Source organism: Dactylosporangium sp. NPDC006015 (genome assembly GCF_040614215.1).
Lineage (GTDB): Bacteria > Actinomycetota > Actinomycetes > Mycobacteriales > Micromonosporaceae > Dactylosporangium > Dactylosporangium maewongense.
This window is the reverse complement of record NZ_JBEXUD010000052.1, coordinates 16,460-35,755: the sequence shown is the minus strand read 5'-3', so window position 1 is coordinate 35,755 and position 19,296 is coordinate 16,460. Positions and strand designations below refer to the sequence as shown.

Below are 19,296 nucleotides of genomic sequence, written 5' to 3'. Positions count from 1 at the left end.
CCACGTGCGCCGCCTGTCCGGAAGGCGTCAGGTGCGGCGCCGGCGGATCCACAGGAAGCCGAGGGCGCTCAGCAGCAGGGTCAGGACCAGGTAGGCGGACAGCTCGATCCATTGGAAGGGCCAGTACCGGGAGCCCGGCTGGTAGACGTAGGAGAAGTGCAGGTTCTGGCTCGCCGTGCATGCCTTGGCCTTCGCGAAGCTGCCGGCGGCCATGCAGGGCACGGCGTCGGCCTCGAGGTACGGCGACCCGTCGGGCTTGAACAGCTTCATCTCCTCGCTGAGCGACCACACGCCGGGCGCGCTGTACCCGGTGAGGAACGCGCCCTCGGAGCCCCTGATGCCGAGGCCGTTGATGCGCTCCATGACCGCCGCGTCCACCGTCACCGTCTCGGTGACCGGCGGCATGATGTGCTGGCGGACGCCGTTGGGCACCGCGACCTGTACCAGCGCGAACACGGCCAGGGTGATCGCCATCGCCGGCAGGGTGCGGCGCACGACCAGGCCGGTGACGGCGCCGAGGGTGAACGCGAAGAGGGCGTAGCCGACGGGCACGACGTTGCGGGCGGCGAAGTTGAGCGCGGCGAAGCGGTCGCCGGTCACCTGGTCGTAGCGGCTGGCGCTCCACGTGAGCAGGAGGCTGAGCAGGCCGCTGGCGAGCACGGCCACGGCGCCGAGGAGGCCGAGCTTGACCGCGAGCCAGCGGGTCCGGGTGACGCTCTGGTTCCAGACCAGCTTGTCGGTCTTCTCCTCCAGCTCCCGGGCGACCAGCGGGGCGCCCCAGAAGATGCCGACGAGGGCGGGGATCGCCAGCAGCAGCGCGCCGACGAGGCCGACCTGGGCGTCGTACGTGTTGGTGAAGTGCTCGACCGCCGTGCTGCACGTGGCAGGGGTGCAGGCGGCGATGTCGGTGTCGTACGCGGCGCGGATGCTGAACCCGAGCACCAGCAGGTAGACGGTGAGGGCGGCGAGGGCGGCCGCGGTCACGACCGCCTGCACGCGGAACTGCCGCCACGTAACCCAGGTCATCGTTGCGCCTCCGCGAGCATCGGGGCGCCGTCGAAGCCGGCGGCGCGGGTGAGGTAGGCGAGGACGAGGTCCTCGAGGTCGACGCGGTCGGCGCCGTCGATCGGGGTGGTTGTGCGGACGACCATCGTGTTCTGCTCGGCATGGATGATCTCGGTGCCGGCGGGCAGCCGGTCGAACCCGGGCAGCGTGCCGGTGAGCCGCTGGTGCTCGCCGAGCAGCTGGGCGACGTCGCCGCTGAGCTGGACGCGCGCCGAGGCGAGCACGATGAGGTGGTCGCAGACCCGCTCCAGGTCGCCGAGCAGGTGTGAGGAGAGCACGACGCTGACGCCGAGCTCGCCGACGAAGTCGAGCAGGTCCTGCAGGAACGCGCGTCGGGCGAGCGGGTCGAGCGCGGCGACGGGCTCGTCGAGGATGAGCAGGTCGGCGCGTTTCGCGGCGGCGATGGTCAGGGCGAGCTGGGCCCGCTGCCCGCCGGAGAGCCGCCCGGCCTTCTGCCGAGGGTCGAGGTTGCGCTGCCGGATTCGGCGTTCGGCGAGGGCGGCGTCCCAGCGCGGGTTCAGGCGGGCGCCGAGGCGCAGGTGGTCGGCGACGGTGAGGCTGCCGTAGATCGGGGCGTCCTGCGCGACGAACCCGACCCGGGCCAGCTGTGCCGCGCTGGCGGCGGGCGGGTTGCCGAGCACGGCGATGCTGCCGGCGCTCGGTGCGATCAGCCCGCAGACCAGCCCGAGGAGGGTCGACTTGCCGGCGCCGTTCGGGCCGACCAGCCCGACGACGCGCCCTTCCGGGATGCTGAGGGTGCAGTCGGTGAGCGCCGTGACGTGCCCGTAGCGCTTGCCGAGTGCCTGGGTTTCGATGACCGCTGTCATCGCCGGCTCCTAGTCCTCGATGGGATCGTGTCGAGGTCAAGTTCTAGGCGCCGGACGGTCACGGGACGGTCCGCGCGGCTGTGACCGGGCTGTGACCGCGCCGCGGCTAACCTTCTGCCGATGCGGGTGCTGGTGGTGGAGGACCAACCGGAGCTGGCCGACTCGGTGGCGCGGGTGCTGCGGCGCGAGGGCATGGCGGTCGACGTCGCCTACGACGGCGGCGCCGCGCTGGAGCGCACGTCGGTGGTCGACTACGACGTGGTGGTCCTGGACCGTGACCTGCCAGGGGTGCACGGCGACCAGGTGTGCCGCACGCTCGTCGCGCAGGGCTCCCCCGCCCGGGTACTGATGCTGACCGCCTCGGGCACGATCGCCGAGCGGGTCGAGGGGCTCGGGCTCGGCGCCGACGACTACCTGCCGAAGCCGTTCGCCTACGCGGAGCTGGTCGCCCGCGTCCGGGCGGTCAGCCGGCGGTCACGTCCGGCGACGCCGCCCGTGCTGACGCACGGCGACCTGCGGCTCGACCCGGCGCAGCGCGTCGCGGCGCGGGCCGGCGAGCGGCTGACGCTGAGCCCCAAGGAGTTCGCGGTGCTCGAGTACCTGCTCACCTGCCGCGGGCGGGTCGTGTCGGCCGAGGAGCTCCTCGACCGCGTGTGGGACGAGGCGGCCGACCCGTTCACGACCACGGTGAAGGCGACGATGAACCGGCTGCGCGCGAAGCTCGGCGACCCGCCGCTGATCGAGACCGTGCCCCGGGCCGGATACCGGATCTGAGATGCGCAACGGCCCGAACCGCCTCCGCTGGCGCCTCACCCTGGTCATCTGCCTGGTCGCCGTCGTGTCCGGCGCGGTGCTGCTGGTCATCATGTACAGCATCGCCCAGGGCCTCGACGGCGACGTCCGGGGCTTCCTGCCGCAGAAGGCGCCGGCTCCACCGCCGGTGCCGGGGCAGGGCCCGCTGGCGCGGCCGGACATCCTCGGCCCGGTGCACGAGCAGAGCTCGCTGCTCACCGTGCCCGCCGTCGCCCTGGCCATCATGACGGCGCTGTCGCTGGCGTTCGGCTGGCTGATCGCCGGCCGGCTGCTGCGCCCGGTCCGCACGATGGCGGAGCGGCTGCAGCACATCTCCGAGCGCAACGTCCACGAGCGCCTCGCCGTCACCGGCCCCCGTGACGAGCTCAAGGACCTCGCGGACACCATCGACGGCCTGCTCGGCCGGCTGGAGACGTCGCTGGACGCGCACAAGCGGTTCGTCGCCAACGCCGCGCACGAGCTGCGCACCCCGCTGACCGTCGAGCACGCGCTGCTGGAGGAGCCGCTCATCGACCCCGACGCCGACGTCGAGGCGTTCCGGGCCAACTTCCAGCGGCTGATGAAGATCAGCGCCGGCCGTGCGCGCCTGCTCGAGTCGCTGCTCACCCTGTCCAGCAGCGAGCACGACCAGCCGCGCGACGAGCCCTTCGACCTGGCCGCGATCGTCACCGAGGCGCTCGCCGAGCGGTCCGGCGACCTCGACCGCGCCGGCCTGCGGGCGGTGCCGTCGCTGGAGTCCGCCCGCATCTACGGCGACCCGCTGCTCGTCGCCCGGCTCGTCGCGAACCTCTGCGACAACGCGATCCACTACAACGCGCCCGGCGGCCGGGTCGAGGTCGCGGTCCGGGCGCTCGTCGGCCGGGTGAGCTTCGCGATCGCCAACACCGGCCCGGTCGTCCCGCCGGACCAGGTCGACCGGCTCTTCGAGCCGTTCCAGCGCATGCAGCGCACCGCCGACGACGGCCACCACGGCCTCGGCCTGTCCATCGTGCGCGCCATCGCCACCGCGCACGCCGCCACCCTGAAGGCCCACCCGCGCCCGGGCGGCGGCCTCGTCGTCGAGGTGACCTTCCCGTCGTTCCGCACCTGACTGTTCCGAATCGACGTCTATGAACCTTTACAGAACTCGAACACTATTTTGCAGGTAGGATTAATAGACATGCATGACGATGGCGTCATGCGCTTCTTTCCCAGACGTCCACGGCTTCTGATCGCCGCCGCGGCCGCGTTGCTCGCGGCCGCCGCCTCTGCCGCGGTCGCCTCCGCGGGCCGCACCGCCGAGGCCGCCGAGGCCGCCCCGCCGCCCAACATCGTCTTCGTCCTCACCGACGACCTGGCGTGGAACCTGGTTCAGTTCCTGCCGCAGGTACAGCGGCTGCAACGCGACGGCGTCACGTTCACCAACTACACGGTGACCGACTCGCTGTGCTGCCCCTCCCGCTCGTCGATCTTCACCGGCAAGTTCCCGCACGACACCGGCGTCTTCACCAACGGCGGCGCCGACGGCGGATTCGGCGTCTTCAAGGGCCGCGGCAACGAGGAACGCACCTACGCCACCGCACTGCGGGCACAGGGCTACGCGACCGCCATGATGGGCAAGTACCTCAACGGCTACCTGCCCGCCGACACGCAGGGCGGCGCGCTGCCGTACGTGCCGCCGGGCTGGTCCGAGTGGGACGTCGCCGGCAACGGCTATGCCGAGTACAACTACGACCTCAACGAGAACCATGCCGTCGTGCACTACGGCTCCACCCCCGCGGATTACCTGACCAACGTCCTCGCCCGCAAGGGCAGCTCCTTCATCCAGCGCAACGCGGCCGCCAACACCCCGTTCGTGCTGGAGGTCTCGACGTTCGCGCCGCACGCGCCGTTCACCCCCGCACCCCAGGACCTCGACGCGTTCCCGGGGCTCACGGCGCCGCGGACCCCGGCGTTCGACGCGCTGCCCGCCGGGGCGCCCACCTGGCTGGCCGGCCAGGACCCGCTGACCGCGGCCGAGAAGACGAAGATCGACACGGACTTCCGCAAGCGCGCGCAGTCGGTCCAGGCCGTGGACCGGCTGATCGCCAAGCTGCGGGCAACCCTCGAGGACAGCGGCGTCGCGGACAACACGTACTTCGTGTTCAGCTCCGACAACGGGTTCCACCTCGGCGAGTACCGGCTGGCGCAGGGCAAGCAGACCGCGTTCGACACCGACGTCCGGGTGCCGCTCGTCATCGCCGGACCGGCCGTCCCCGCCGGCAGCACCCGCACGGAGATCGTGCAGAACATCGACCTGGCGCCGACCTTCCAGCGCCTCGCCGGCGGCACCGTCGCCTCGGACGTGAACGGCCGCAGCATCGTCCCGCTGCTGCAGGGCCAGCCGGCGGCGAACTGGCGCACCGCGTCGCTGATCGAGCACCACGGGCCGGACGCCGCCGCCGACGACCCGGACGCCCAGACCGCCCGCGACGGCAGGCCGACCACCTACGAGGCGCTGCGCACCGCGTCCTACACCTACGTCGAGTACGCCGACGGCGAGCGCGAGTACTACGACCGGCTCGCCGACCCGTACCAGCTGAACAACGTCGCGGCGCAGCTGCCCGCGGCCCGGCGCGCGGCCCTGCACACCGCGCTGCAGCGGCTGCGCGACTGCCACACCCATGAGGCCTGCTGGACCGCCGGCCACGTGACCGCCTGACACCCGCGGCGGCCGGTCACCCCGCGGGTGTCAGGTGCCCGTCGAGCTGGGCGGCGAGGTCGGCGGCGCGGCCCACTGCGGCCCGCGCCCACGACGCGGCCGGGCTGGTGTCGGCGTCGTCGAGGCCGAAGGCGAGCAGGCCGGTGAGCTGCCGCAGGTTGCCGGCGATCGCCCGCACGTCACCGTCGGGCAGCGTGTCGAGGGCGGCGGGCAGCAGGTCGAAGTAGCGCTCGGCGGCCTGTCTCGCGGCGGCGCGCTGGGCGGCGAGCTCTTCCGCCGCGTGCTGCTGCTGCGGGTGGAACGCGACCTCGTGGTGGGTGAGCGCCTCGCTGGTGTAGGACGCGCCGAGGTCCGCACGGTGGTCGCCGGGCAGGCCCGGGTAGATCGCGCGGCCCACCTGGAGGATCGGGGCCATCGGCGCGGAGTCGGCGGAGCCGAAGACCCGCAGCCGGGCGACCCGGTCCAGCTCGCGGGCGACGGCGAGGCGTTGCGCGGGGTCGAGCGGTCCGCGCAGCGCCTCCGCGTAGGCGTCGGCGGCGTGCCCGGCCGCCTCCCGCTGCGCGGCCAGCTCCTCCTGCGGGTGCGGCTGGGCGGGGTGGAACGCGACCTCGTGGTGGGTCAGCGCCTGGTTGGACCAGGACCGGGCGATCTCCAGCTCGTGCCCGCCGATCCGGGCGTGCAGCTCGCGGGCGAGGGTGGCGGCGCGCACGCCGGCCGACGAGTCGGTCGAGCCGAACGCGAGCAGCCGCGCGAGCAGGTCGAGCTGCGCCACCAGGATCCGCAGCCGCTCCGGGGTCACGGCGCTCGACGCCGCGAGCCGGGAGGCGACCTCCCACGCATTGCCGGCGGCGGCGAGCTGCGCCGGGATGTCCGCCGGGTGGGCCGCCTGGGCGCGGGTCAGCCACAGCGCCACCGTCGCGTAGGCGGCGCCCTCCACCAGCGCGAGCTCGGCCTCGGCGGCGGACGCGTCGCGGCCTTCCGCGCGCAGCGCCGCGACGAGGGCGGCGAGGGAGGCGGCGAGGACCCCGACCCGGTGCGGCGTCAGGTCCGCCAGCGGTGTCCCGGACGGCTCCGCCAGGGTGCGCAGGACGCCTGAGCGCCACACCGCCGGCTCGGCCTCGGGCGTGGCCGCGTACGGGCCCGGCACCGGAAGGTCGCCCGGGCCGCCGAGGTCGTACACCCGCAGGCCGCCGCTGGACGGCTCGATCACCCACGCGCCGGGCCACGGGCGCCACACGCCGCGGTCGGGGACGCCGTCGCCGTCGTAGTCCGCCCCGGCGGGCAGGTCCGCGCTCGTGTCGACCTGCGCGGCCCGCCAGTCGAGCCGGTCCGGCTGGCCGGGCGGGCTGACGTAGGCGATGGTGTACCGCCCGGTCGCCGACGCCGTGGCGTAGGACGGCTCCCGGTCGGTGCGGACGGTGAACGGCGCGTCGACGACCGGCCGGTCGTCCTCGGTCTCCCAGGCGCCGCTGGCGTGCTCGTCGGGCTCGAACAGCCCGTCCTCGTCGAAGATCTCCAGCCGCACCCCGAACGGGCGGACCGCGGCCGGGCCGGGCCCGATCGTCGCCGTCCACGGCGGCCCGGCGGCGTGCAGCGAGCCGCCGGTGCCGAAGACATCGCCGGCCTCCAGCTCCGCCCAGTTGTCCTCGTCGCCGAACTGCCACCGCCGGACCCGTTCGACGACGCCCTGCCGGACCAGCCCCGAGTACACCTCGGCGCTGAACCAGCCGTCGGCGGCGCCGGAGTCGCCGGACGCGACGATCTCGACCCGGTCGACGGTGACGTCGACCCGCCGCTGCCGCAGCGTCACCGGAGCGACCGTCTCCGACCAGTAGCCGCGGGTGTCCATGACCCGCACGATCACGGTGTACGTGGCGCCGGGCCGCAGCTCGTGGCCGGGTGCCTGGACGAGTTCCTCCTGCCAAGCCTGCCGCAGCTCGCCCAGCACGAGGCGGCCCGCGCAGGTGTCGAACGCGTGGTAGGTGTGCCCGTACGGGCGGTGCTCGGCCGGCGCGCCCTCGCCGATCTCGGCGATGAGGCAGACCGGCCGCGCGTCGTTCGTGACCTCGAGGCGGACCCGGTCCGCTTCGGGGAACGCGTGGACGCCGCCCTCGTCGACGAGGTTCCCGGGCCGGCCCGTCGCGATGACGTACGCCACCTCGGCCCGTGGCGGCGGCGTCACACGAGGGTCGGCCTGCGGGTCGGTGGTGCCCCAGACCCGCACCACGGTGCCGGCGGTCAGCAGCGGCGTGTCCAGGTGGCCGGTCCGCTCGAACGTGTCCAGGCATTCCTCCGCCGCGGCCTCGCCCCGGGTACGGACCGTCGACGCGCGCATCTGGGCCCGGAGCGCCTCCCCCGTGTACGACACCCAGACATCGGGCTCCGAGGACAGCCAGATGATCGGGCTGCCCGCGAAGCACGTGTACCGGATTCGCCGCACCTCGCCGCGCTTGAGCGGCGACACTACGACGAAGTCCTCCTCGACGCTGAGCCGCACCTGCGGGCGGGCCGGGTCACCGAGGGTCGGCAGCTGCTCCCAGTGGAACCCGTCGCCGATGTGCCGCTGCTGGAACAGGTCCACCCACGACTGGCCGTCGCACCGCGCGAACAGCCACAGCGGCGCGCTGCTGTCGCCGTCGGGTTTGTCCTCGTCGCGCAGCTGCACGACCGACACCTCGTCGTAGAACCCGGTGCCGACGGTGCCGGCCTCGGCCCAGTCGTTGTTCTCGTGCTCGTAGCCGGGGTTCGGCCGCCAGAAGTGCCGGATGCCGCCGGTCCGCGACGGCGCGAACAGCTCGTAGTTGCCGTGCCGGCCGAAGCCCATCCACGGGTCGGAGCGGCCGCGGTCGCTCTGGATGATCGCGGGCCGCCCCCGCACCCCGCGGCCGATGTCCTGCGGGTACTGGTTCGCCTCGAACGTACGCAGGGTGCCGTCGCCGCGGACCGCGACGTACATCTCCCGGCCCCGGTAGTTGTCCTCGAAGTCCGTCTCGTGGGTGCCGACCGTCCCGAGCACCCAGCCGACGCCGTCGAACGGGCCGGTGACGGGTTCGGTGTCGGCGCTCACGGCGTACAGCCGCACGATCTCCTCGAACGGCCCGCCGGTCCAGTCGTACACCGTGGAGTGCAGCGTCATGAGCTGGTGCTGCCGATACATCCCGCCGCTCGTGCGGGGCGCGGTGACCAGCAGCAGGTTGTGCCGCGGAGAGCTGTCCCCGTCGACGGGCGCCCACCGGGTACGGGTGAGCGTCGCGCTCGCCGCGTCGGCCAGGTCGCCGCCCAGCCCGACGCGGGCGCGGGTCCACCGGTTCGGCGGCCCGTTGTCCCGGAACCAGTGCACGGTCCGGCCCGACTCGACCGTCACCAGCTCGTAGTTGTTGTGCTCGCCGTCCTGGCTCTGGTAGTCGCCCTCGTGCCAGCTGACCGAGTCGACGACCCCCGCCGACGGCGGCACGCACGGCCACGGCCCGCTCCACCGCCCGGCGCCCCGGTCGAACCAGTACAGCGCGAACCCGCCCGCCGGCCACGGCACGATGACCTCGACCGTCCCGTACGTCGTGTTCTGCGCGAACCCCGCAGCGAAACCCACCTGTCCCATTGCCGTGTCCCCCCGGTCCGAGCCTGTGTGGGCTTCACTATGGGCGCCTTCCCCGCGGCGGCGCTGTCGCCAGTCGGCCAGCCGGATCGTGTATCTGGCGGCGGCCGGGGTGTTCCGTGCGGTGGCTACGGCGCTTCAGCCGCCGGCCTGACCAGCCGCGCCGAGATCGTCAGCGCGACGTGCCGGCCGACCAGGAACCCGGGCGCCCTGATCCCGGCGTCGCGCAGGTCCAGCCGGGCGGTGCCGGTGACCGACAGGCCGTCCAGGGTGCCGTCGATCCACAGTGGAGCTTCCGCGCCGGCGACCCGCAGCACGGCCTTCGCCCGCCATCCGGCGCCGGCCGGCTCGATGTGCCCGGCGGTCAGCTCCATCCGTGGGTGGTGCGCCACGTCGAGGAAGCGCCTGCCGCGCAGGTCCTTGTCGCGCCGCGGGTTGCCGGTGTCGATCGACGCCGGGTCGAGGGTGCCCTCCAGCCGCACGGGACGCCCGCCGGCGTCGAACTCGACGGTGCCGCCGGTCACCGCGATCGTGCCGTGCACGGTCCGGAAACCGAAGTTCCGGGCGGCGAAGCCGGCGCGCAGCGGCGTCGCGACCGTCCACGTGCCCGTCATGGTCGTGGTGGTCATGCCGGGCTCCCGACGGGCGTGAGCGGCAGGTCGGCGTGCACGAGGTGGTAGACGCCGATCCGGTCGGGGCCGGTCAGCAGCGCCGGGTCCTCGCCGGGCAGCAGCGGGGTCGACATGACCGCGCGGACCGCGGCGTCGATGGCGTCGGCGGACCCGGCGAGCGTCACGATCGTCACGGCGTTGCCGGCGGCGCGCAGCCGCACGGTCCAGACGATGCCCGGGACGTCGCGGACGGCGGGCCACAGGCGGGTCGCGGCGCGTTCCTCGGCGGCGGCCCACTGCGCCGTCCGCGGCCCGTCGAACGCGACGACCTGCATGTACCTGGCGGGCGCCGGACCCTTGCCGCGACGGGCCTCGACGATCTCGAACAGGCCCTCGCCGGCCGCCGCGATCATGATGCCGTCGCCGCCGCCGACGGGGCGTCCGATGATCGCCTCGGCGGTCGCCGTCGTGGCCAGGGCCTCGTCGACCCAGGCGGTGTCGACCGGGTGCGGGTCGGGGACTGTCTGCACGGTGATGTTCATACGGTCGAGGATCGCGGCGGGCGGCGTGGCGGACATCCGTACCGTCACTGAACCCGCCACTGAACCGCGATACTGTGCCGGTGTCCACGTTCGTCGGCCGGGACCGGGAGCTCGCCGCGCTCACCGGCGCCTTCGAGGCGGGCGGGGTCGTGCTCGTCGACGGCCCGGCCGGCATCGGCAAGACGACGCTGGTCGACCGGGCGCTGCGGCAGGCCGGCGCGACCGCGGTGCGCGGCTACTGCCCCGCCGAGCCGGCGCCGCCGCTGTGGCCGTGGCGGGCGGTCCTGCCCGGCGCCGTCAGCCCCGATCATCAGGCGCCCTTCGAGCCCACCGCCGCCGCCTCGGCCCAGTTCGCGGCGCTCGCCCGGCTGAGCGACGCCGTCCTCGCCGGTGGTCCGCCCCTCATCCTCCTGGAGGACCTGCACTGGGCCGACGTGGCGTCGCTGGACCTGCTGCGGCACGTGGCGCAGGGCGCGGCGGGTGCCGGTGTCACGGTCGTCGGCACGGTCCGGTCGCCCTCACCCGACGCGGTGGCGCTCCGGCTGGCGGATCTCGCCCGGTACGGCGCGGTGCGGGTGCCGCTGTCACCCTTCACCCTCGACGAGGTGGCGCGGCTCGTCGACGCCGCGTCGGCGCCGGCCGTGCTGGCCCGGACCGGCGGGTTGCCGCTGCTGGTGGCGGCCGTCGGGGCCGGGTCGGGGCCGGGCGACCTGCCCGCCGTCGTGCGGACGCTGCTGGCCACGCTGAGCCCGCAGGAGCGAGCCGCGGTGCAGGCCGCGGCCGTGCTGGGCGAGGAGGTCGACGACGCCCTGCTCACGGTCGTCGCCGGTACGCCGGTGGACGGGTTCCTCACCGCCGCCCGCCACGCCGGCCTGCTGATCGTCGCACCGCCGGAGCACCGGTACCGGTTCGCGCACGCGCTCGTCCGCGACACGATCGTCGCCGGCCTGGAGCCGGCCGCGCTGCGGGAGCTGGCCCGGTCGGCGGCCGTCGCGCTCGAGTCGGCCTCGGGGTCGCCGGCCGCGGCGGGCGGGCGGGGCGCGGTGCCGGCCGCCCGGATCGCGGCGCTGTGGCGGCAGGCCGGGGTGCCCGATGCGGCGGCGGCCTGGTCGCGGCGGGCGGCGGCGCAGGCCCGGGCCGCGCACGCGTACGACGACGCGGCCGCCCACCTGTCCGCCGCGTCCACTGTGGAGCTTCCGCCGGCGGAGCGGGCCGAGCTGCTCGTCGAGCTGGCGCAGGCGGAGTACCTCGCCGGCCGCTACGACCGGTGCCTGGACCACTGCGTGGACGCGGCCGGGTCGGCGGCGGAAGCGGGCCGTGGGGACCTCGTCGCGGCCGGCGCCCTGGTGCTGCAAGGAGTGACGTACGCGCACGCGGGCAGCGTCGTCACGCGGCTGTGCCAGCGGGCCCTCGCGTACCCGGACCTCGGCGACGGCCTGCGGGCCCGGGTGCTGGCGCAGCTGGCCGTGATGACCGCGGACGCCGGACAGGTGGGCCAGGCCGCGGCGCCCGCGCGGGAGTCGCTCGCGCTCGCGTCGGCGTGCGGCGACCCGCACGCGGAGATCGAGGCCGCCCGGGCCCGCGAGATGACCCTCGTCGACCCGGCCGACACCCCGGAGCGGCTCCGCCTCGGTGACCTCGTCGCCGACCGGGCCGAGGCGCTCGGACAGCCCCTGGCGGCGCTCATCGGCCACGAGTGGCGGATGCAGTGCGGGTACCTCACCGGCCGGCTCGACGTCGTCGAGTCCGCGGCCGCGGCGATCGAGGACCTGGCGGGCCGGTCGCCGCTGCCTGTGCTGCAGTGGCACCGCAACCGGATGCTGGCCAGCCGGGCGACGCTCGCCGGCCGGTTCGACGACGCGGTCGCGCACAGCCGCCACGCGACGGCGATCGCGCTCGCGTCCGGCGACCCGAGCGCCACCGTGATGCACTTCGCCCACGGCGTGCACGTCGCCATGCTCCGCGGCGACCCGTCGGCGCCGCCGCAGGGGCTCGACGCGGCGTTCGCGGGCGCGCCCCTCGATCCGCTCATCGACGTCCAGCGCGCCAGCGTGGCGCTGCTGACCGGCGCCCTCACCGATGCCCGGGAGGTGTACGACCGGCTGCGCGCCCGGCTGCCGCTACCCGCCGACCATCCCGCCTGGCCCGCCGTCCTGACCCAGCTGACCGGCCTGATCGAGCACTTCGCCGACGCCGAGGCCGCCGCGATCGTCCACCGCCAGCTGCTGCCGTTCCGCCCGTTCCCGGGCGCGCTGGGCACGGCGACGGTCTTCTTCCACGGGACGGTCAGCCGCTTCCTCGGCCAGCTGGCGGCGGTGGCCGGCGACACCACCGGCGCCGTCGAGCTGCTGCGCGAGGCGCTGACCCGCAACCGGGCGATCGGCGCCCGCGCCGACCTCGCGCTCACCGGCCTGGCCCTGGCCCGGGCACTGCCCGCCGGGCCGGAGGCGACCGCTCTCGCCCGGGACGCGGCCGGCCTCGCCGCCCGCCTCGGCATGCCCGGCCCGGCGGCGGCCGCCGTCGGGAAAACGAACGCCGATCCGCTGACGGCCCGCGAGCGGGAGATCGCCGGCCTGCTCGCCGAGGCACTCACCAACCGCCAGATCGCCGCCCGGCTCGTGCTGTCGGAGCGCACCATCGAGTCACACGTGCGCAGCATCCTCGCCAAGACCCAGTGCACCAACCGGACCGAGTTCGTCGCCCGCTGGCCCGCTCACCACAGCATCGGAAAACGCCCGTAACCGAGGGCCTTGTCGTACACCGCCCGCAGCCACGGCTCGCGCACCTCTGGCAGCCGCACCAGCGTCGCCACGAACACGTTCCGGTCGAGGAGGAACGGTGTGTGCGGCAGCAACGGCGCCGGGTCGTCACGGCGCTCCGCCGCGGGCAGTGCGACCGGTCCACGTCTCGGCCGGTACGCCAGGTGTGCCCACACATCCCATTCCAGCGGGACACCGTCGCCCTCGCCGGGCAGCGGCCACACCGCGCCGGTCTGCGGGTGCCGTGGCACCAGCGCGAGGTCCACGGCGCCGGTCGGCAGGCCCGGCCCCGCCAGCGTCAGCGTCCTCACCGGCGCGCCGTCCGGCAGCATCGCCGCGAGCACCGGCCGCAACAGCCCCGCCACCGTCGGGTCCTGGACCGCCACCGGCACACCGCCTGACAACGCCAGCAGCCGGGCCACCGCCGCCGCGAACGCGGCCGACCACAGCGGACTCCACCAGCCGCGCTGCTCGACCGGGCCGACGCCGGGCCGTCGCACCCGCAGGTCGTCCCAGGTGAGGACCGCCGCATCGGCGCCGCTGACGCGGCGCACCGCCCGCGGGTCGAGCCACACCGCCTGCCAGTGGCCGCAGTCGTCGATGCGCGTCGCGACCAGCCGACCGCAGCGTTCGCACTCCAGGTTGGGTCCGTCCCGGCCGTCGGGGCCGAAGCACCCCCCGTCGGCGGCAACGTCGCTGAACACGGTCCCGCGGACGTCGCCGGGAGCGAGGAGGACCGCGCCGTGCGGCCCGCCTGGCAGCACCGCCGGCACGTGCCCGCCGCTCGGCCAGGGCGGTCCGGGCGAGCCCGGATCCACGGCGAACGTGCCGGGCTCCATCAGTACACCGAGCAGCTCATGCGACATGTGCTGGTGGGCCTGGACCGGCAGCGCGACCTCCGACACAGGCACGGTCAGCTCGGCCCCGCAACCCCCGCACACGAACATCGCCACCCATTCTCTCCGCGACGCCCGCAAGTTGCCAAGGGGTGGCGGCGCCGGGCTGTCATGGGGTGAGGGTGGCGATGAGGGCGCCGGCCTCGGTGCGGGACATGTCCAGGCCGCGGACGTAGGCGTCGGCGTGGCGGGGGGCCGGGGCGCCGTGGCGGTTGCGGTGGGCGTTGGCGCGGCCGATGGCCTGGGCGGTGAGGCCGACGCGCCGGCCGATGCCGGTGACCGCGCCCCACAGCAGCGCGCCCGCCTCGCCGTCGCCGGTGAGGGTCAGGGCGCGGGCCAGCGACAGCGACGTCACCAGCCACGAGCTCACCGTCGGGGCGTCGTCGAGGCGGCTGGTGAGCCGCAGCGCGGCGTGCCGGGCGTCGTCGTAGCGGGCCTGGTCGAGGGCGACCTCGACGCCGAGCCAGCTGGCCACGGTCACCACCCAGCCGTAGCCGCAGTCGCGGGCGGCGTGGCGGGCCTCGGTGAGCAGCTCCGCCGCGCCGGTGAGGTCGCCGGCCAGGTACCGGGCGTGCCCGGACACCATCCGGCCCTGTGCGAGCAGGTCCGGCCAGCCGACCCGCTCCGCGGCCCGGTGCGCCCGGGTGGCGGCCTCGCCGGCGAAGGTCGCGTCGCCGGACGCCGCCGCCACGAACGACAGGCAGCACAGCGCGTCGGCGCGCAGGTAGTCGTGGCCGGCGCGTTCGGCGTCCCACACCGCCTCGTGCGCCTGGGCGACGGCGTCGGGCACGTCACCGGCGATCGACCGCAGCGCCGACAGGCCGAGCAGTGCCCGGCTCCGCGCCGACTGGCCGGTCGCCGACCTGTCCTGCCCGCCCGCGGCGAGCGCGGCCCGCAGCCAGGCGGTGCCCTCCGCGGTGGCGGCGTCGTGGAACCAGTACCAGGCGACCCCGCCGGCGATGTCGACGGCCGCGGCGCCGTCCCCGTCGGCGAGCGCGCTCCGCAGCGCGGCCCGCACGTTGCGGCGCTCGGCGTGCAGGCGGCGCAGCCAGTCGTCGGCGGCGGCGGTCCGCAGCCCGGTCGCGGCCTCGGCGGCCATGCGCCGTGCCCACTCCCGGTGCCGGCGGACGGCGCGGGCGCCTTCGTCCTCGTCGAGGAGGTGTCTGGCGTACTGGCGCAGCGGCCGGCCCATGCGGTAGCGGTGCGCGGTCCCGCCGTCGCGGTGGACCTGGATCAGCGACCGGTCGACGAGCCCCGGCAGCCGGCCGCGCCGGCCCGGTGCGACGGCGTCCATCGCGTCGAGGTCGAACCCGCCCTCGAACACCGACAACTGCCCGAGCAGCGTCGCGTCCGCCGGTGTGAGCGCCCCGCCGAGCGGGTCGGTGGCGGGCCCCAGCAGCGCGGTGGGGTCCTCCCGCAGGTGCGCGGCGAGCACGGCCAGCGGCAGCGCCCGGGACAGCGTCGCGGCCCGCTCGACCGCCGCCGGCAGGCACCCGACCGCGGCGCAGACCGCGGCGGCGAGCCGGCGGTCCGCGGTGCCCGGCGCCCGCGCGGCGGCGCCCGGCATCCGCGTGAGGAACAGGTCGACCGCCTCGCCGACCGGCAGCGGCGCCAGCTCCAGCAGCGCCTCGCCGGGCACGCCGAGCGGCTCCCGGGCGGCGAGGAGCACCCGCAGCCCGGGGGCGGCGGCGCGTTCCAGGGCGGCGGCGACGTCCCGCGGGCTGGGTGCGCCGTCGACCACGAGCAGCCGGGTCGCCGGGCCGGGTTCCTCCGGCCACCACACGGTGGGGATCCCGGTCAGGTCGGCGTGCCGCTGCCCGTACTCCAGCACCAGGCGGCTCTTGCCGACCCCCGGCGGGCCGGTCACGGTGACGACCCGTGCCGACCGCAGCAGGTCGGCGACGGCCACCAGATCCGCGGCGCGCCCCACGAAGTCCGTGTCCTGCGGCGGTACGTCGGAGGTGACCTCGATGACCGGACCGCCGGAGGCCAGCGGCTCGTGCCGCAGGATCGCCGTCTCCAGTCCGCGCAGCCCCGGCCCGGCGTCGACGCCGAACCGGCCGGCGAGCGTCTCGCGGGCCTCCCGCAGCACGTCGAGGGCGTCGACCTGGCGTCCCGACCGGTACAACGCGACCGCCAGCAGCTGCCAGAGCTGCTCCCGGCCGGGGTGCTCGCGGGCCAGCCCCGACAGCTCGGGGATCACCGCCTCGTGCCGCCCGAGACCCACGTCGGCGGTCACCCGGCCGATCCGGGCCTGGACCCGCACCTCTTCGAGGCGGCGCCCGGCGACCAGGGCGAACGACGCGTCGGGAAAGTCGGCGTACGCGCCACCGCGCCACAGCCCGAGGGCCTGATCCAGCGCGGCCCGCCCCGGCTCGAGCTGCCCGTTCGCGATGAGGTCCTGCCCCTCGGCGGCGAGCGCGCTGAACACGTCGGCGTCGAACGCGCCGGGTGCCGGACGCACCGCGTACCCGCCGCCGACCCGCACCAGGACCCGCGACGGCGACCTCGGCGGCCGGTCGGGTTCGAGCGCGCGCCGGAGCCGGGCGAGGTGGCTGTGGACGGTGCCGAGCGCGGTCGCGGGCGGCTCGGCGCCCCACAGCACCTCCACGATCCGGTGGAACGGCACCTCCTGCCCACCGGTGCTGAGCAGCAACGCGAGCAGCATCCGCGGGCGCAGGCCGCCGAGGTCCACCTGGTCGCCGGCGATCGTCACCTCCAGCCGTCCCAGGACCCCGAACCGCGGATCTGCCATGGCCGTACACCTACCCGAATGATCGTTTACACGGACGTCGGGTCAGACGACCAGCACCGCCCCGCGGTTGCGCAGGCGGTCTGTCGCAAGTCCGCCTGCGCCGGCCGCGCCGATGCGCTATGCGGACCTCGTCGCCGCGGGCCCGGCTACGGCCACCGCGCCTGCACCTCGTCGATCGCGTCGAGCACCCCCTGTGCCGCGCCGGGCCCGCCCACCCGGACGATGGTGCCGGCGAGGGCGCCGATCGCGGCGAGCGAGCCGTAGGTCCGGTGCTCCGGCAGCGCGCGGCGCAGCACCTCGACCGCGAGCCGGACGCGCTCCGGCGACGGGTCGGCGTCGACGAGCGCCTGCGCCCGCCCGGCGAACGCCCGCGCCGGGAAGCGCCCGCGCCCCACGGCCGGCAGGGCTGCGGCCAGCAGCTCCGGGGTGAGCCGATCGGCGAGCCGGGCCAGGAGCTCGGCGCGCCAGAACCGGCTCGGATCGGCACCGGCGGCCGCCGCGGCGTCGGGCAGCAGCTCGTCCGGCAGCCGCCGCACCAGCTCGACGAACCGTTGTGCCCGGGTCTCCGGATGGCGGATCGCGGCGACCGCGGCGACCGCCTGCCGCTGCAGGTCGGCGGGCAGGTACGGGGCCAGGGCGGCCAGCAGCACCGACGGGGGCCGTGGGCCGTCCCCGGCCAGCGCGGCGGCGATCGTCGCCTCCCGCCGCTCGGGCGGCAGGTGCCGGACGGCCCTGGCCAGGGACTTCGCGCGGCTGTCGGGCGCGGCGAGGGCGAGGGCCAGCTCCGTGGCCCTGGCCGCGACGGCCGGCCGCTGCTCGGGCGGCAGGTGGGCCGCGATACCGGCCAGCAGGTCGACCTCGGAGCGGTCGCCCCGGGCGGCGGCGATGGCCTGCTCCAGCGCGGCGGCGCGTTCCCCTGCGGGCAGGTGCGGCGCCAGCGCGGTCAGGGCCTTCGCCCGCAGCGACGCGGACCGGACCCGGCCGGCCGTGGCGGCGGCGACGAGCAGCAGCTCGGCGGGCAGGTGCGGGGCGAGACCCGCCAGGACCTCGGTCCTGACGCGCTCGGTCCTGACCGCGGCGGCGGCCTCGACGGTACTGCGCAACTGCCCGACGGTCAGGTGCGGGGCGAGCAGGAGCAGGGACTCGGCGCTGCCGTACTCCTCCTGCGCCGCGTGCAGCGCCCGCGTGAGCGCCTTGCCCACCGCGGCGGTCCGCAGGTCCGTGGTCAGGTGCGGCAGGAGCCGGATCACCACGTCCGGCCGGTGGCGGCCTTCGCGCAACGCGTCGGCGGCGGTGCCGGCCCGCAGGTCGGGCGGTAGGTGCGGGATGAGCGCGACGAGCGCATCGGCCCAGCTCCCGGGCTCGGCGAAGGCCGCTGCGAGGGAAGCGGCCGCCGCAGCGCGGAACCGGTCGCCGGAAGCGTCGCCGCCCAGCAGCCGCCGGACGGCCGCCGACCGCCGCTCCTCGGGCAGAAACGGGACAAGCGCCGCCACCGCGTGCGCATGGTGGATCCGGCTGTGGATGGCGGTCGTCACCGCGAGGGCGCGGGTCAGCGCGTCGCGGCCGGCCGGCTCCGGCGCGTAGGGCGCGAGCCCGCTCCACGCGTCGCGGCGGTCGTGGTCGCCGCGCAGCTCGCCGGCGGCCTCCAGGAGCTGGGCCACCCGCTCCGGCGGCAGGCTCGGCGCGAGCGTGCAGTACAGGTCGAATCGCGAACTCGGCGAGGTGATGGCGTCGGCCGCGGCGAGCGCCCGGTCGAGCTGCCCGGGCGACAGGCGCGGTGCCAGCCGGCGGAGCACGAACGCACGGTCGGTCCAGCCGAGCGCGAGGGTGGCGGCGAAGGCGACCTCGATCTGGTCCTCGCGGAGGTGCGGCGCCAGCCGGTCGAGCGCGGTCGCGGACGCCGCGGCCGTCGCCGCGTCCAATGCCTCGTCCAGCGCGAACGGGCCGAGGGCGCTCAGTGCCCTGGCCCTGGCGCCGGCGTCGCCGAGCGCGTCGGCGGTGGTGAAGGCCGCGCTCAGCACGGCGGTGCGGTCGGGCTCGGGCAGGTGGGCGGCGACGCCTGCGAGGGCGCCGACGCGGTGCTCGCCCTCCTCGACAGCGCCGGCGGCGGCGCGGGCGCTCGCGAGCTGCGCGGGAGACAGGTGCGGCGCGACCGCGGACAGCGCGTCGGCTTGCTGCGACGGGTACCGCGCCAGCAGGGCAGAAGCGAACGCCTCGGCGACGACCTCGGCACGCCGTGCCTCCGGCAGGCGGGGCGCCACGCCGGCGAGGGCCCGGACCCGGTAGTCCGGCGGGTCGATGGCGCGGGCGGCGGCGACCACCGGGTCCAGCTCGTCCGGGGCGAGGTGGGCGGCCATCGCGGTGTACTGGTCCGCGCGGTAGCTGCCGACGGAGCCGGCCAGTCCGTCGAGGATCCGGGCGGCGACGGCGGGGCGCTCGCCGGGGTCCAGGTGCGGCAGCAGACGGTTGAGCAGGCCGGCCCGCCCTTCGGGCGAGCTCAGCCGGTCGGCGTGGGCGACGCCGCGCGGGGCGGACCACAGGCCGGCGGCGACGAGCCGCTCCACCAGGTGCGCCGGGACGTTCTCGGCCATGCTCAGCAGGCTGGACACGACCAGGCCGTGCCGGATCTCGTCGACGAGGCTCGGCGCCACCCCACCGCCGGCCAGGGCGGCGTCGGTGTCCGCAGCGGCCCGCTGCCAAGCCGATTCCGCTTCCTCGAGCGAGCCGTCAGCCAGCTCCCCGGCAGTCATTGC

At 75.8% G+C, this 19,296-nt stretch carries 12 protein-coding genes; 4 read left to right on the top strand and 8 right to left on the bottom strand.

The features are described 5' to 3' along the window. Nucleotides 1–27: 27 nt before the first annotated feature. Entirely contained in the window at nucleotides 28–1,026 is a 999-nt protein-coding gene (locus tag ABZ321_RS49280) for a transmembrane transport protein (RefSeq protein ID WP_354903331.1), read from the bottom strand. Next, a complete protein-coding gene (locus ABZ321_RS49275; protein ID WP_344506963.1) occupies nucleotides 1,023–1,892 on the bottom strand; it encodes an ABC transporter ATP-binding protein in 870 nt (289 codons plus the stop codon). The genes ABZ321_RS49280 and ABZ321_RS49275 overlap by 4 nt, the downstream gene beginning before the upstream one ends. Nucleotides 1,893–2,012: 120 nt before the next feature. On the opposite strand from ABZ321_RS49275, the gene ABZ321_RS49270 reads away from it, so the two are divergent. From ABZ321_RS49270 to ABZ321_RS49260, 3 genes are all read left to right on the top strand, one after another. After that, a complete protein-coding gene (locus tag ABZ321_RS49270) occupies nucleotides 2,013–2,666 on the top strand; it encodes a response regulator transcription factor (RefSeq protein ID WP_344506965.1) in 654 nt (217 codons plus the stop codon). 1 nt (nucleotide 2,667) lies between these two features. Further along, nucleotides 2,668–3,795: a HAMP domain-containing sensor histidine kinase gene (locus ABZ321_RS49265; RefSeq protein WP_354903330.1), complete on the top strand. Its 1,128-nt coding sequence runs from the start codon at nucleotides 2,668–2,670 to the stop codon at nucleotides 3,793–3,795. 69 nt (nucleotides 3,796–3,864) lie between these two features. Beyond that, nucleotides 3,865–5,385: a sulfatase gene (locus ABZ321_RS49260; protein WP_354903329.1), complete on the top strand. Its 1,521-nt coding sequence runs from the start codon at nucleotides 3,865–3,867 to the stop codon at nucleotides 5,383–5,385. Nucleotides 5,386–5,401: 16 nt separating this feature from the next. Here ABZ321_RS49260 and ABZ321_RS49255 read toward each other — a convergent pair whose 3' ends face one another. The 3 genes from ABZ321_RS49255 to ABZ321_RS49245 form a co-directional block, all read right to left on the bottom strand. Continuing rightward, nucleotides 5,402–8,974 carry a hypothetical protein gene (locus ABZ321_RS49255; RefSeq protein ID WP_354903327.1) on the bottom strand — a complete coding sequence of 1,191 codons (3,573 nt, stop codon included), beginning with the start codon at nucleotides 8,972–8,974 and terminating at the stop codon, nucleotides 5,402–5,404. A 134-nt stretch (nucleotides 8,975–9,108) separates the two neighbouring features. Further along, complete coding sequence (locus ABZ321_RS49250; protein WP_354903326.1) at nucleotides 9,109–9,609, bottom strand: YceI family protein; 501 nt, start codon at nucleotides 9,607–9,609, stop codon at nucleotides 9,109–9,111. Then, nucleotides 9,606–10,181: a hypothetical protein gene (locus tag ABZ321_RS49245; RefSeq protein ID WP_354903324.1), complete on the bottom strand. Its 576-nt coding sequence runs from the start codon at nucleotides 10,179–10,181 to the stop codon at nucleotides 9,606–9,608. The genes ABZ321_RS49250 and ABZ321_RS49245 overlap by 4 nt, the downstream gene beginning before the upstream one ends. Nucleotides 10,182–10,213: 32 nt before the next feature. On the opposite strand from ABZ321_RS49245, the gene ABZ321_RS49240 reads away from it, so the two are divergent. Next, a complete protein-coding gene (locus ABZ321_RS49240; protein WP_354903323.1) occupies nucleotides 10,214–12,874 on the top strand; it encodes an AAA family ATPase in 2,661 nt (886 codons plus the stop codon). Here the strand turns inward: ABZ321_RS49240 and ABZ321_RS49235 are convergent. The 3 genes from ABZ321_RS49235 to ABZ321_RS49225 all read right to left on the bottom strand — a co-directional run bounded on the left by ABZ321_RS49235 (nucleotide 12,847) and on the right by ABZ321_RS49225 (nucleotide 19,293). Further along, nucleotides 12,847–13,839, bottom strand: a complete 993-nt coding sequence (locus ABZ321_RS49235) for a hypothetical protein (protein WP_354903382.1) — start codon at nucleotides 13,837–13,839, stop codon at nucleotides 12,847–12,849. The genes ABZ321_RS49240 and ABZ321_RS49235 overlap by 28 nt on opposite strands. A gap of 58 nt (nucleotides 13,840–13,897) precedes the next feature. Then, the gene (locus ABZ321_RS49230) at nucleotides 13,898–16,543 is read right to left on the bottom strand and encodes a BTAD domain-containing putative transcriptional regulator (protein WP_344506979.1); all 2,646 of its coding nucleotides are present in this window, start codon (nucleotides 16,541–16,543) and stop codon (nucleotides 13,898–13,900) included. A gap of 146 nt (nucleotides 16,544–16,689) precedes the next feature. Next, entirely contained in the window at nucleotides 16,690–19,293 is a 2,604-nt protein-coding gene (locus ABZ321_RS49225; RefSeq protein ID WP_354903322.1) for a hypothetical protein, read from the bottom strand. Between the last annotated feature and the right edge of the window lie 3 nt (nucleotides 19,294–19,296).